The 13,220-nt window shown below is 65.1% G+C and carries 12 protein-coding genes; 5 read left to right on the top strand and 7 right to left on the bottom strand.

Annotated features, from left to right (window positions below):
* Positions 1-53: 53 nt before the first annotated feature.
* The 4 genes from F8R15_RS16855 to fumC all read left to right on the top strand — a co-directional run bounded on the left by F8R15_RS16855 (position 54) and on the right by fumC (position 2,994).
* A complete protein-coding gene (locus F8R15_RS16855; protein ID WP_152845364.1) occupies positions 54-479 on the top strand; it encodes a nuclear transport factor 2 family protein in 426 nt (141 codons plus the stop codon).
* A gap of 154 nt (positions 480-633) precedes the next feature.
* The gene (locus F8R15_RS16850; protein ID WP_152845363.1) at positions 634-1,098 is read left to right on the top strand and encodes an SspB family protein; all 465 of its coding nucleotides are present in this window, start codon (positions 634-636) and stop codon (positions 1,096-1,098) included.
* 4 nt (positions 1,099-1,102) lie between these two features.
* Entirely contained in the window at positions 1,103-1,504 is a 402-nt protein-coding gene (locus tag F8R15_RS16845) for an ester cyclase (protein ID WP_368731087.1), read from the top strand.
* Positions 1,505-1,599: 95 nt separating this feature from the next.
* Positions 1,600-2,994: a class II fumarate hydratase gene (gene fumC / locus F8R15_RS16840; protein WP_078550727.1), complete on the top strand. Its 1,395-nt coding sequence runs from the start codon at positions 1,600-1,602 to the stop codon at positions 2,992-2,994.
* A gap of 138 nt (positions 2,995-3,132) precedes the next feature.
* On the opposite strand, the gene F8R15_RS16835 is transcribed toward fumC, so the two are convergent.
* The 7 genes from F8R15_RS16835 to F8R15_RS16805 form a co-directional block, all read right to left on the bottom strand.
* Complete coding sequence (locus F8R15_RS16835; RefSeq protein WP_152845361.1) at positions 3,133-3,879, bottom strand: alanyl-tRNA editing protein; 747 nt, start codon at positions 3,877-3,879, stop codon at positions 3,133-3,135.
* Positions 3,863-6,412 carry a DUF3772 domain-containing protein gene (locus F8R15_RS16830; RefSeq protein WP_253732707.1) on the bottom strand — a complete coding sequence of 850 codons (2,550 nt, stop codon included), beginning with the start codon at positions 6,410-6,412 and terminating at the stop codon, positions 3,863-3,865. The genes F8R15_RS16835 and F8R15_RS16830 overlap by 17 nt, the downstream gene beginning before the upstream one ends.
* Complete coding sequence (locus F8R15_RS16825) at positions 6,409-7,440, bottom strand: cysteine synthase A (protein ID WP_152845360.1); 1,032 nt, start codon at positions 7,438-7,440, stop codon at positions 6,409-6,411. The genes F8R15_RS16830 and F8R15_RS16825 overlap by 4 nt, the downstream gene beginning before the upstream one ends.
* An 86-nt stretch (positions 7,441-7,526) precedes the next feature.
* Positions 7,527-8,660, bottom strand: coding sequence for an NUDIX domain-containing protein (locus tag F8R15_RS16820; protein ID WP_172976247.1), 1,134 nt, complete (start codon positions 8,658-8,660; stop codon positions 7,527-7,529).
* 87 nt (positions 8,661-8,747) lie between these two features.
* Positions 8,748-9,233 carry a TrgA family protein gene (locus tag F8R15_RS16815; protein WP_152845358.1) on the bottom strand — a complete coding sequence of 162 codons (486 nt, stop codon included), beginning with the start codon at positions 9,231-9,233 and terminating at the stop codon, positions 8,748-8,750.
* A gap of 170 nt (positions 9,234-9,403) precedes the next feature.
* Positions 9,404-10,852 carry an IMP dehydrogenase gene (guaB, locus tag F8R15_RS16810; RefSeq protein ID WP_078541131.1) on the bottom strand — a complete coding sequence of 483 codons (1,449 nt, stop codon included), beginning with the start codon at positions 10,850-10,852 and terminating at the stop codon, positions 9,404-9,406.
* A gap of 302 nt (positions 10,853-11,154) precedes the next feature.
* Complete coding sequence (locus F8R15_RS16805) at positions 11,155-12,117, bottom strand: tellurium resistance protein (protein WP_152845357.1); 963 nt, start codon at positions 12,115-12,117, stop codon at positions 11,155-11,157.
* A gap of 107 nt (positions 12,118-12,224) precedes the next feature.
* Between F8R15_RS16805 and speB the strand changes: the two genes are divergently transcribed.
* Positions 12,225-13,214, top strand: coding sequence for an agmatinase (speB, locus tag F8R15_RS16800; protein ID WP_152845388.1), 990 nt, complete (start codon positions 12,225-12,227; stop codon positions 13,212-13,214).
* The last annotated feature ends 6 nt before the right edge of the window (positions 13,215-13,220 follow it).

Below are 13,220 nucleotides of genomic sequence, written 5' to 3'. Positions count from 1 at the left end.
AAATCCGTGCCTGCCATGGTGCCCCCAGGACCGACGGGAAACGGAGGGGCGCGATGTCCCGGCTTGCGAGGATCGAAACGTGGCTCCATGCCGTTTGGGGCGAAGGTCGGCTGGACGAGGTCGACGGGCTGTTCGACGCCGAGGCGCAGACCAATGGGCTGATGCCGGGGCTCGAATTGCGACCGCAGGAGTTTCGCGAGCTGGTGCCGGCCCTGCGCGCGCATCTGCAGGACATCAAGATCACCGTGCTGCGCCATGTCGAGACGGAGGACTGGCTTTGGACGCTTCTGAAAATCGCGGGAAAATCGGCACAAACGGCGCGCGCGGTGGAATTTACCGGGCAACTGACGATGCGGTTTCGCGGCGACAGGATCGTGGAGGCGTATAATAATTACGATGTGATCGCACTCTTCGAGGCGTTGGAGATGATGCCGCGCGACACCGTCGCGCTGTGCCTGTCGGGCGAAGTGCTGGGATAGGCGCCGCCCCGACAAGGTTCGCCTCAAGGTTGCGCAAGATCGAAGACCGCCACCCCCGGTACATGCCCTCGACGTCAGCCTTCGCGCGGCTCTGCCCGCCTTGCGGCCCGCCACGAATCCCCTATGCTGAGCCCGAGAAGAAAGGGACCCGGCCATGACGCAATCCATTGATTACGGCAACCTGATGCATCACGCGATGCGCGGGCTGATCCAGACAGTGCTAAGCGACATCGCAGCCAATGGTCTGCCCGGCGAGCACCACTTTTTCATCACCTTCGACACCCGTCACCCCGATGCCGAGCTGGCCGATTGGCTGCGCGAACGCTACCCCGAAGAAATGACCATCGTCATCCAGAACTGGTATGACAATTTCGAAGTGGGCGAGGATGGGTTCTCGATCACGCTGAATTTCGGCAATTCTCCCGAGCCGCTCTATGTGCCGCTCGACGCGATCACCACCTTTGTCGACCCCTCCGTCGAATTCGGCCTGCGTTTCGAGACGCAGGAATATGACGAAGACGACGAGATCGAAGAGGATGAGGTGGCCGAGGAGGAAGAGACCGCCCCTGCCGAGCGTGGCGAGGCCGAGGTCGTCAGCCTCGATCAATTCCGCAAGTAATCCGGTGTCTTCGGAGCCTCTGGACCGCGACACGCTCCTCTCGCTCTATCACGGCTATCTCGACTGCTTGAACGCTCAAGACTGGGCGCGTCTCGGTGATTTCGTGCATCCGGAGGTCACGCATAACGCGCGCCCGCTCGGCCTCGCAGGGTATCAAGCGATGCTCGAGGGTGACCATCGTGCGATCCCCGACCTGCACTTCCGCGCAGAAACGCTCGTGACCGATCCGCCGGTGATCGCAGCCCGGCTGCGTTTCGACTGCACGCCCGCGGGAACGCTCTTCGACCTGCCGGTGAACGGCCGCCGCGTGACGTTCGACGAACATGTCTTCTATCGCGTCACCGATGGCCGCATCCGCGAAGTGCATTCTCTGATCGACCGCGACGCGATCGCCGCACAGATCTGAGAGCCCCCCAAGTATACCTCCGTATACCGTTGCAAAATCCCTCCGCGCGCCCTATCAGTGCGAGCGAAAGATTGCGCGCAATCATGGAGGCCCAGATGACCGCGACCCGCACCGAAACCGACAGCTTCGGCCCGCTTGAAGTTCCCGCCGACAAATATTGGGGCGCGCAGACGCAGCGCTCGATCATGAACTTCCCGATCGGCTGGGAGCGTCAGCCCGTGCCGATCATCCGCGCGCTTGGCGTAATCAAGAAAGCCTGCGCAATGGCCAACAAGGCGCAGGGCAAGATGGACGCAAAGATCGCCGATGCGATCATCGAGGCCGCGGGCGAAGTGATCGAAGGCAAGTTCGACGACAACTTCCCGCTGGTGGTTTGGCAGACCGGCTCGGGCACGCAGTCGAACATGAACGCGAACGAGGTGATCTCGAACCGCGCGATCGAAATTTTGGGCGGCGAGATGGGCTCGAAAGACCCGGTCCACCCGAACGATCACTGCAATATGGGGCAGTCCTCGAACGACACCTTCCCGACCGCGATGCATGTCGGGATCGCGATGCAGGCACGTGACGTTCTGCTGCCGGGTCTGCGCAAGCTGCACGCGGCGCTGGAAGCCAAGTCCGAGGATTTCAAGGACATCATCAAGATCGGCCGCACCCACACGCAGGACGCGACGCCGCTGACGCTCGGTCAGGAATTCTCCGGCTACGCCCATCAGGTGAAGAAGGGGATCGAGCGCGTCGAGGCCTCGCTCGGCGACATCTACGAACTGGCCCAAGGCGGCACCGCCGTCGGTACCGGTCTGAACACGCAAGTGGGCTGGGCCGAGACGGTCGCGGCGAACATGGCCGAGATCACCGACCTGCCCTTCGTCACCGCACCGAACAAGTTCGAAGCGCTGGCCGCGCATGATGCGATGGTGATGTTCTCGGGCGCGCTGAAGACCGTGGCCGCTTCGCTCTTCAAGATCGCCAACGACATCCGCCTTCTGGGCTCGGGCCCGCGCTGCGGTCTGGGCGAGCTGATCCTGCCGGAAAACGAGCCGGGCTCCTCGATCATGCCGGGCAAGGTGAACCCGACGCAGGCCGAAGCGCTGACCATGGTTTGCGCCCATGTCATGGGCAACGACGCCGCCGTCGGCATCGCCGGCTCGCAAGGCCATTTCGAGCTCAACGTCTACAACCCGATGATGAGCTACAACGTGCTGCAATCGATGCAGCTCCTGGGCGACAGCGCCTCGGCCTTCACCGACAACATGGTCGCGGGCATCGAGGCCAACGAGCCGCGCATCGAGAAGCTGCTGCACGAGTCGCTGATGCTGGTCACCGCGCTCGCGCCGACCATCGGTTACGACAACGCGACCAAGGTCGCGAAGACCGCGCATAAGAACGGCACCACGCTGAAGGAAGAGGCGATCAAGCTTGGCTTCGTCGACGAGGAAACCTTCGACAAAGTCGTGCGTCCCGAGCAGATGATCGGCCCGAAAGCCTGATTCAGCTTCCATGAATGACGAAGGGCGGCCCCGGTGGCCGCCCTTTTGCATTGCGGGGCACGCCCCTTCGTCTTGTTCAAATATCCCGGGGTGAATGCCGCAGGCAGAGGGGCAGCGCCCCTGCCCGGCCCGCAGCACTCAGGCCAGATGAAGATGCACGCGGCGGTTCATCTTGCCCTTCTTCTCGATCTTGCCGATCCTGAGGCCGCCGATCTCGCCGGTCGAGGCGACATGCGTGCCACCGCAGGGCTGCAGGTCGATCCGGTCGGCCTCTTCGCCGACCGCTACCAGCCGCACCCAGCCCTGACCTTTGGGCGGCGCGACCGAGAGCGTCTTGACCAGATCGGGCTGCGCCTCGAGCTCGGCATCGGTGATCCAATGCTCGACCACCTTGAGGTCCTGCGCGATCCAGTCGTTGAGCTGCCGTTCGATCGCTTCCAGATCTTCGGGCCGCTCCGGCATATCGAAATCGAGCCGTCCCTTTTCAGAGCCGATCTGCCCGCCCGTGACCGGCAGCGGAATCGCGACCGACAGGAGATGCAGCGCGGTGTGGACGCGCATGTGACGGTGACGCCGCTCCCAGTCGAGATGCTGCTGCACCTGCGCTCCAACAGGCGGCAGCGGCTGCGGCTCCGCCGGAACCAGGATCACCGCACCGGGCGCGCCGGGTTCGGCCTTCACCGCCGTCGCGATCTCGATCTCGCCGCCATCCCAGACCAGTTTACCACTGTCGCCGGGCTGGCCGCCGCCGGTCGGGTAAAAGATCGAATCCGCGCAATAGATACCACCCTCATCGGTCAGGCCCGTCACCCGGACCTCGAGATCGCGGGCATAGGGGTGTATGCGGTAGCTTTGCTGCTGCGGCTGTTTAGCGGTCTCCGGCATCGGCCTCTCCGTCTGAAGTGTCGTGGCGCTGCTCCTCCATCCCCTCGGGCCCTTCGCCGGGCTGAGGCTTGCCGTAATCGGCGCGGGTCACGGGGTGCTTGGTGTCGCTGTCGTCTTCGCTTTCGTCCGCGGAGGTCTCCGAGTCATCCGCGTCCTTTTCGGCCTCGTCCTCCTTGGGCCGCAGAACCTCTGGGTTGCGGAGCCAGACGTCGCGCTGTGCGAAGGGAATTTCGATCCCGGCCTCGGCGAAGCGTTGATTGATCTCGTGATTCATCTCGCTCTGGACGCGGAGGATGAAGTTCACGTCCGAGAGGATCACGCGGACCTCGAAATCGAGGCTGTCCGCGCCGAACCCTTTGAACATCACGACCGGTTCGGGGTTCATCATCACCAGCGACTGGTTCGCAGCCACCTCGTGCAGGATCTTCTCGACCTTGCGCGTGTCGGTGCCATAGGCCACGCCAACCGGCACGATCAGGCGGCCCGTGACATTGCCGCGGGTCCAGTTCGTCACCTGCCCGGAGATCAGGTCGGCATTGGGCACGATGACTTCGGTGCGGTCGAAGGTCTCGATCCGGGTAGAGCGCACGGAGATCGCCTTCACGATTCCCATCTGGCCGTTGACCTCGATCCAGTCGCCCTCAGAAATCGGGCGCTCGATCAGCAGAATGATGCCCGAGACGAAGTTCTGCACGATGGTCTGCAGACCGAAACCGACACCGACCGAGAGCGCACCGGCGACGATGGCGAGCGAGCTGAGGTCGATCCCGGCCGAGGAGATCGCGATGATCGCGGCGAGGAAGATCCCCAAATAGCCAAGCCCCGAGACGATGGCGTTCTGGCCGCCCTTGTCGATCTTCGTCTTCGGCAGCAGCGAGGTCTTCAGCGCCCCTTGCAGGAGCCGCGTGACCATCAGGCCGATCACGAAGACGATCGCGAAGGTCAGGAAGATGCCGGGCGAGATCGTGACGCCGCTGACCGAGATGCCGTTCTGGAACCGCGTCCACATCTCGGCCAGATCGGCCGGGCGCGCGCCCCAGATCAACGCCGCGGGCGGCATGGCGAGCAGGCCCAGCAGGAAGCCGATCAGCGCCGGGATCAGGGAGTCGCGGCCGTCATCCTCGCGCCGGGTGACCAACACGTAAACATCGGTGAAGAACTGGTTGAGCACCAGGACCAGCGCGATCAGCCCCAGCGTCAGGATGGTTGGGAAGATCAGCGCATTGGCGGCGTTGATATAGCCGATCCCGCCCAGAACCGGCGCGACCACCGCGACGCCAATCAGCGCATTGCCGAGCGCGCCGACAAGACGGTCGCGAAACGCACCTTCCTCGCTCCCGTTGGTCTCGTTGCGCAGGTGACGGCGCAGCAGCTGGCCGAAGCGGAACAGCGCGATCGCTGCAAGGACCTGCAGCGGGAAGACCAGAACGCCGAAGCCTGCATCGAGCGTGTGCCCCGCCGCGTCGATCTCCTTGGCGGTTTTCGCGCTGCCCTCGAATACGTCCTGCCCGCGGGCCACAAGCCAGTCACCGAACGGGCCCTGGATCGCGGCGAACACGGCCAGCGAGATCGTCAGCACCCGGCCTTCGCGGCGCCGTTCGCTTTGCAGCGTGAAGGGCGCGGCCTGCCGGTCATTGCGCGGGAAGATACGGCCCGAAAGCCAGAAGGCGACGAAGGCCGCGCTCAGAACCACGCCGATCGCGAGCAACAATTCCAACCAGCGCGCGCCGAACAGCTCCGTCTGCACCAGCGCCGCTTCAAGCAGTGCGATTCCGGCGATCGGCAGCAAGAGCTGACCCAGCGAGACGATGAAATCGATCACCCGCTGCGCGTTGCGCGCCAGACGCGCCTCCAGCACATCGGCCAGCTTGTCGATCCATGTCCGCCCGCGCAACACCAGCATAAGCGCCACCAACAAAAGGCCCACGATCGCAGGGGCGTTGTTGCGCGCATTGGCGTAGGGGTCCGGCTGATCGAGTTGCTGCCCCATCTCGGAGGCAAGCTCGGAGGTCAGCCCGGTGAGGACTTTCACCCCCTCGGGCCAGTTGATCGGATTGAGCGGCGAAGGTGTCAGCCGCAACAGCTTGTCTGTCTGACGCGCGCGCAGAACCTGATCAATATTGGCGACGATGGAATCCGCGCGGCTGGCGGCCTCGGTCGCGCGCAGCGCTGGCGCCTGTAGCTTTGCCAGCTCGTCATTGAGCTTCTTGCGCCGGTCGGCAATCGCCTGATCCTCGCTCTCGCCCTCCTTCGGTGGGGGCCCGAGCGCCTCAATCTGCGCCTTCACGGTCGAGATCTGGCTGGCGTTGATATCCTCGGCCGCCTTGAACTTCTCTCGCCAGTTGACGACCTCTTGCCGGATCTTGTCGAAGGCCGGGCGTTGGGCCTGATCGGCCTGCACCATCTTTTCGGCTTCGGTCGCGGTCTGTTCCCACGCCTTGTAATCGGGCGTGTCGGGGCTTTGCGCGAAACCAATCCCGGGGAGCGCCAGCGCGACGGCCAGCAAGAGCAGACGCGCCAGACGCAGGATCATCCCTCGAAGACCTCCGGCATCTCTCGCGGAGCCCGGTCGAGCCATTCCGGCACAGGCAGCCCCTTGCCCTTGAGGAAGTCGGGGTTGAAGAGTTTCGACTGATAGCGGTTGCCGTAATCGCACAGCACCGTCACGATCGTGTGGCCCGGGCCCAGCTCGCGCGCCATATGCATCGCGCCCGCGATATTGATCCCCGAGGAGCCACCCAAGCAGAGGCCTTCTTCCTGCAGCAGGTCGAAGACCACCGGCAGCGCCTCGCTATCGGGGATGTTGAAGCTCATATCCGGAGTGAAGCCCTCGAGATTGGCGGTGATCCGCCCCTGCCCGATGCCTTCGGTGATCGAGGAACCCTCGGATTTGAACTCGCCCGTGGTGTAATAGCTGTGCAGCGCCGCGCCGTCGGGATCGGCGAGGCCGATCTTCACGCCCTTGGGCTGCAACGCCATGCCGGTGCCCGCGAGCGTGCCGCCCGAGCCCACCGCGCAGATGAAGCCGTCGACCTTGCCGCCGGTCTGATCCCAGATTTCGGGGCCGGTCGTCTCGATATGGGCCTGCCGGTTCGCGGTATTGTCGAACTGGTTGGCCCAGATCGCGCCATGCGGATCGGTCTTGGCCAGTTCCTTGGCGAGCCGCTCGGAATAGCGCACGTAGTTGTTCGGGTTGCGATAAGGCGCGGCCGGAACCTGCACCAGTTCGGCCCCCGCCAGCCGCAGCATGTCCTTCTTTTCCTGGCTCTGCGTCTCGGGGATCACGATCACCGCGCGGAAACCCATCGAAGCGCCCACGAGCGCGAGACCGATGCCGGTATTGCCCGCCGTGCCTTCGACGATCGTGCCGCCGGGCGCAAGCTCGCCGCGCTGGATCGCGTCACGGATAATAAACAGCGCTGCGCGGTCTTTCACCGATTGGCCGGGATTGAGGAACTCAGACTTGCCGAGGATCGTGCAGCCGGTCTCTTCCGATGCCTTCCTGAGCTTGATGAGCGGGGTATTTCCCACCGCCGACGCCAGATCGCTGCAGATACGCATCGCGCATTCCTCCCGTATCGAGTTACCCCCAACGGGGCCGTTGAAGTCAGACTTAGGACGCGGCGCGCGCCACCTCAACCCCGCGATTACGCGACGCCAGCCATCCGCTGCAGTGCGGCGCGCTGCCCGGCAAGCCAGAGCGCGAGCACGACTAGGGGCGCATTGCCCGCCTCGCCAGTCGCAACCAGCGTCATCAAGCGCTCGAAGGGCACCAGATGCGCGCGGATATCTTCATGCTCATCGGCCTTGCCGCCAAGCTGTGCGGCCTCGTCGGGCAGATCGGTGATCCCGATATAGGAATAGACGAATTCGCTTTTCGCGCCGGGCGACGGGTAGTAGCGCGGGGCCTCGATCAGGCGCGCAATCGTGATCCCGGCCTCCTCGCCCGCCTCGCGCAGCGCGGCCTCTTCGGGCGTCTCGCCGGGATCGACCCGGCCCGCAATCGCCTCGATCATCCACGGGTTCGGCTCGCCCCGCGCCAGTGGCCCGGTGCGGATCTGTTCGATCAGCATCACCCGGTCGCGCACCGGATCGTATGGTAGAACGACGCTCGCATCGCCCGAGACGAAGGCCGCCCGGTCGAGCTTGGCACTCATCCCGCCCGCGAACAGCCGATGTTCCAGCTTGTAATCCTCGACCGCAAAAAATTTTGCGTAAGCAGTCTGTTGCGCGTCGATCTTGATGTCGCCCTCATGCAGATCCCGGCGCAAATGCTGCGCCATCGGGGTTGCGCGGGCGCGCAAGGTAGACGCCGCGCGCACGAGGATCGCGTGATAGCGCGCATTGGCGGCGTCCGGTCCCACGGCCTGCGCCTCGGCGATGAAGAGCCGCGCGGCCTCGGTCTTCAGAGCGGCCCATTTCGGCGCCCAATCTCCGAGGGTCCACGCGTCGCCCACGTCCCAGCGTCCCGCTTTCGGTAGCCACAGCTTCGCCTCGCGCGGCCCCGATCCGGTCTCGAGATCGCGGATCTCGGCATCGTAGCCATCCTCGTACCATGCGATACGCTCGGCCTCGGCCTCGGTCAGGTCGGCCACGACGCCGCGCGTCACCGCGTCCGGTGTCGCGATCAGGATCGGAAAGCCCAAGCCCTGCCCGTCGCGACAGGCCTCATGCGGGGCAAAGCCCTCCAGCCGCGCCGGAACGAGCTGCGGCACACGTCCGATGACCGCCTCCAGCAAAGGCGGATGACACAGCGTGCCGTAGAAGAAATGTGGTTGCATGACCGTCCCCGCAGCTTGGCACATCATGCGCCACAACCTGCAAGGCAGGCGCGCGATGTCAAGCGGAGGGTGTGGTGGGTTTCGTGCTCAGCGCCCGTAGCGGCGATGCGCGAGTTCCGACAGAAGCCCGGCGCCCATCGCGCCGAAGCCCAGCGTGATGACAGGCATTACCCCAAGCGAGGCCAACCCGATCGCGGTCCCCTGCCCGATGACGTCGGTCACGGCGGAGAGCACATCGTCATAGCGCATGCGCAGCGCAAGTTTCAGCATCTGCATCACGCCGAGGAAGGCGAAGGTCCACAGCAGGACGTAAAGACCGCCGCGCAGCCCGTCATTGATCGCATCGACCCAGCGGCGCCCGGCGGAGACCCCGACCACACGCCAGCCGAACAGCAGTCCGAACGAGCCCATGATCAGCCACAATTCCTTCGCCCCGTCGGTTCCGGCGGGAATCGCGGGCATGATCTGCTGCGCGGCGAAGAACCCGGTCGCCCCAAGCGCCAGCGCCGCGAAAAGTTTCGCGATCGTAGGGATTTGCGCCTGAGAGTTGCGCACGGCAATTCGGTGCATCATGTCGGACCTCCATCTCGAAACCAAGGAACGGTTTGAGGGTGATCCCCTCTGGTTAACGGGCGATTACGGCGAAACTATGAAAAGTTTACGCTGCGTAATATGCCGTAAAAAAGGCCCGGACCATCGCTGGCCGGGCCTTTCGTGTCTATCGCAATGCGGCGCTGCGCGCCTTAGCCGATCCGGTAGTTCGGGCTCTCGCGGGTGATCGCGACGTCGTGGACATGGCTTTCCTTGAGGCCCGCGCCGGTGATGCGGACGAAATTGCAGTTCGTGCGCATCTCAGCGACCGTGGCGGAGCCGGTATAGCCCATCGCCGCGCGCAGACCGCCCACGAGCTGGTGGACCACCGCGCCTGCGGGGCCTTTGTAGGGCACCTGCCCCTCGATGCCTTCCGGCACGAGCTTGTCGTTCGCCGCATCCTTCTGGAAGTAGCGATCCGCCGAGCCGCGCGCCATCGCGCCGAGCGAGCCCATGCCACGATAGGATTTGAACGAGCGACCCTGATAGAGGATCACCTCGCCGGGGCTTTCATCGGTGCCCGCGATCATCGAGCCGACCATGGCGCAGCTTGCGCCCGCCGCGATGGCTTTCGCGAAATCGCCCGAGAACTTGATGCCGCCATCGGCGATGATCGGCACGTCGCCCGCCGCACTTACGCAATCCATGATCGCGGTCAGCTGCGGCACGCCCACGCCCGCGACCATCCGCGTCGTGCAGATCGAGCCCGGGCCGATGCCGCATTTCACCGCGTCGGCGCCCACGTCGATCAGCGCCTTGGTGGCGTCGGCGGTGGCCACGTTGCCCGCGATCACCTGCACGTCGCTCGACAGTTGCTTGATGCGTTTCACCGCGTCGATCACGCCCTGGCTGTGACCATGTGCCGTGTCGACCACGACGATATCGCAACCCGCGTCGATCAGCGCCTCGGAGCGCTCGAAGCCAGCATCGCCCACGGAGGTCGCAGCGGCCACGCGCAGGCGGCCCAGATCGTCCTTGCAGGCGGTGGGGTTGAGAACGGCCTGCTCGGTATCGCGCAGCGTCAGCAGGCCCGTCAGCTTGCCTTCGTCATCGGTCACCAGCAGCTTCTCGATCCGGCGCTCGCGCATCATCGCGATGGCTTGGGCGCGGTCGGCGGGCTCTTGCAGGATCGCGAGACGGTCGGTGGTCATCATCACCGAGACCGGGGTTTCGTCCTTCTGGGCGAACCGCATGTCGCGGTTGGTCACGATCCCCACGACGCGGCGGTTTTCATCGACGACCGGGAAACCAGAGAAGCCGTAGCGCTCGGTCAGCGCCTTCGCATCGGCGAGGGTCTGGTCGGGGCGCAGCGTGATCGGGTTGTAGACGATGCCGCTTTCGAAGCGCTTCACGCGGCGGACCTCGTCGGCCTGCTGCTCGACGGTGAGGTTCTTGTGGATCACGCCCACGCCGCCCGCCTGAGCCATGGCGATCGCCATGCGCGCCTCAGTGACGGTGTCCATTGCGGAGGACAGAAGCGGGATGTTGAGCCGGATTTTCTTCGTCACCTGGGTCGAGACATCTGCGGTTGCAGGAAGCACCGAAGAGGCTGCGGGAAGAAGAAGAACGTCGTCGAAGGTGAGCGCCTCGCGAATCTGCATGGGGGGTCTCCAGTGTCCAGATGCGTTTGGCAGTTTGCTGTTTCACGCAATGGACGCGAAGGCAACCCCTCGCGGACGCGGTGCGCAGCGGGTGTGCGCGAACGAGGGGTATAGCGCCATCGTGTCAGCCTCCTACGGTGGCGCGGGGCGACCAGCCCCGGGCCGCGCCCGACCCTCCCCACGGGAGGGCGCATTGGCGCTGTCATCGCGGGAACGACCGACTTACGGGCTTGCGAAATAAACCGCCCGGCCACAATGCGGAGCAAAGCGTCCACCCGAGGCTCAGGCGCCGCCCTCCGCGCTCAGGCAATCGCGGCGTTGGTCTTCATCGCGAGCTGACCCTTCGCCCAAAGCTGCAGCACTTTCAGCGCAATCGGCACCACGATCAGCGTCGCCGCCGTCAGCATCAGCGCGCCGGGCACCGCCCAGATTCCGCCAAGCGCGAGCCAGCACCCCGCCGTCGCCGCTGCCGGGAAGGTGAACGCCCCCCAGAGCGGCGAGAAGCCCCCTGCGAGCAGCCAGCGTATCGACACGACCAGCGCCAGAAGAAAGGCCGCCGCGAGGATCGCCATCGCCTGCGCGATCCCCATCGCGCCGAACGCGCTCGCCACCGTGCCGATCAGCGCGGCCGGCGCGAGATGAATGGCGAGCAGCGGCCGCAGCGGCGCAGGCACGCGCTCGCGGGAGAATTGCTGCAGCGAGATCATCCAGATCACGACCGCCGACAGCATCGCGACCCAGAACATCACCAGCGCCACCGTATCGAGCCCGAGGATCACCGCCGCCACCGCGCCGACGATCCAGCCCGAGAAGGTCAGCTGCCATGTCGGATTGACGCGCCGCTGTTCGGCCGGGCCCGTTGTGAGCGTGTAGATCACCGCCGCGATCAGCCCCAGATGCACGATGACGCCCAGCCAGAAGATGACGGTGGCGAGCCCGCCATAGGGCGCAAGCGAAGCCGCGATCAGATAGACCGTCAGCGTTCCCGCGGCGAGCCCCGCACGCCCCGGCAGCACGCGCAGATCCTCGAACACCACGCCCGGACGCCGCACGACCTTCGCGCCATACGCGATCAACGTGAACAGCGCGAGCAGCGTCACCGCGCCCAGAAACAGCTCCGCCAGATCGGGCGGCAGCGCGAATTGCCCGACGCCGCGCCGCCACGCGATCCCGAGGCCCATCAGCCCCAGCACGGGCGGGAACATCGCGGGAGGCGTGCGGCGAAACAGGCCCTTGGGCGTCATCTTGGGCGGGGCGAAGGACATGCGCTTACCTCGGGCAATCGGTGGACTAGATAGGTCGCGCAGAAGCTTGCAATATTTCGCGCGCGGCGAAAAGCTGTCCGAGGTGCGACAGGATGTCTGGAGGCAAGATGGCGGGACATGGCTATGAATCGGGGCGGCTGAACCTGCCCTTCGTGGGGATTTCCACTTTCGGCAAGCGGCAATACGTCTCCGACTGGGACGCGATCGAGGCGGATGTGGCCGTGATGGGCGCGCCCTTCGATTTCGGCACGCAGTTCCGCCCCGGCGCGCGGTTCGGGCCGAGGGCAGTGCGCGAGGCCTCGACCCTGTTCTCATTCGGTCATGCCGGGGCTTACGATCACGAGGATGACGCGACCTATCTCGGGCCGGAGGTCACCATCGTCGATATTGGCGATGCTGACATCGTCCATACCGACACGGTGAAGAGCCACGCCAATATCGAGACCGGCGTGCGCGCGATGTTGAAGGCGGGCGCGCTGCCGGTGGTGATCGGCGGCGACCACTCGATCAATATTCCCTGTATCCGCGCCTTCGAGGCCGATTGCGCCGAGAAGGGCCCGATCCATATCCTGCAGATCGACGCCCATCTCGATTTCGTGGACGAGCGGCACGGCGTGACCGAGGGCCACGGCAACCCGATGCGCCGCGCCGCCGAGAAGGGGTACGTCTCGGGGATCACCGCGCTCGGCATTCGCAACGTCTCCTCCACCTCGAAGGAGGGTTATGACGCTGCCCGCGCGATGGGCGACGATTTCCTGAGCGTGCGGCAGGTTCGCAAGCTGGGGGCCGAGGGCGTGCTGGCCCGCATCCCGGAGGGCGCGCGGATCTATGTCACGATCGATATCGACGGGTTCGACCCCTCGATCGCGCCCGGCACCGGGACGCCGAGCCATGGCGGGTTTCTCTATTACGAGGTGCTGGAGATCCTGCAGGGCGTGGCGAAGCGGCACGAGGTGGTGGGCATCGATCTGGTCGAGGTCGCCCCCGATTACGACCCCACCGGCTCCACCCCGATCCTTGCCGCGCAAGTGCTGCTAAATTTCCTCGGCTTCATCTTTCATGCGCGACAGTCCGGCGGTGCGCCTGCGGCAGGTTGAGGGAGC

The organism is Thioclava sp. JE_KL1 (assembly GCF_009296265.1).
Taxonomy (GTDB): Bacteria; Pseudomonadota; Alphaproteobacteria; order Rhodobacterales; family Rhodobacteraceae; genus Thioclava.
This window is presented reverse-complemented; position numbering and strand designations above follow the sequence as displayed.

Coding starts and splice junctions, on each gene's coding strand:
- F8R15_RS16855 (WP_152845364.1), top strand. CDS start 54: ATGTCCCGGCTTGCGAGGATCGAAACGTGGCTCCATGCCGTTTGGGGC.
- F8R15_RS16850 (WP_152845363.1), top strand. CDS start 634: ATGACGCAATCCATTGATTACGGCAACCTGATGCATCACGCGATGCGC.
- fumC (WP_078550727.1), top strand. CDS start 1,600: ATGACCGCGACCCGCACCGAAACCGACAGCTTCGGCCCGCTTGAAGTT.
- F8R15_RS16835 (WP_152845361.1), bottom strand. CDS start 3,879: ATGCCGGAGACCGCTAAACAGCCGCAGCAGCAAAGCTACCGCATACAC.
- F8R15_RS16830 (WP_253732707.1), bottom strand. CDS start 6,412: ATGATCCTGCGTCTGGCGCGTCTGCTCTTGCTGGCCGTCGCGCTGGCG.
- F8R15_RS16825 (WP_152845360.1), bottom strand. CDS start 7,440: ATGCGTATCTGCAGCGATCTGGCGTCGGCGGTGGGAAATACCCCGCTC.
- F8R15_RS16820 (WP_172976247.1), bottom strand. CDS start 8,660: ATGCAACCACATTTCTTCTACGGCACGCTGTGTCATCCGCCTTTGCTG.
- F8R15_RS16815 (WP_152845358.1), bottom strand. CDS start 9,233: ATGATGCACCGAATTGCCGTGCGCAACTCTCAGGCGCAAATCCCTACG.
- guaB (WP_078541131.1), bottom strand. CDS start 10,852: ATGCAGATTCGCGAGGCGCTCACCTTCGACGACGTTCTTCTTCTTCCC.
- F8R15_RS16805 (WP_152845357.1), bottom strand. CDS start 12,117: ATGTCCTTCGCCCCGCCCAAGATGACGCCCAAGGGCCTGTTTCGCCGC.
- speB (WP_152845388.1), top strand. CDS start 12,225: ATGGCGGGACATGGCTATGAATCGGGGCGGCTGAACCTGCCCTTCGTG.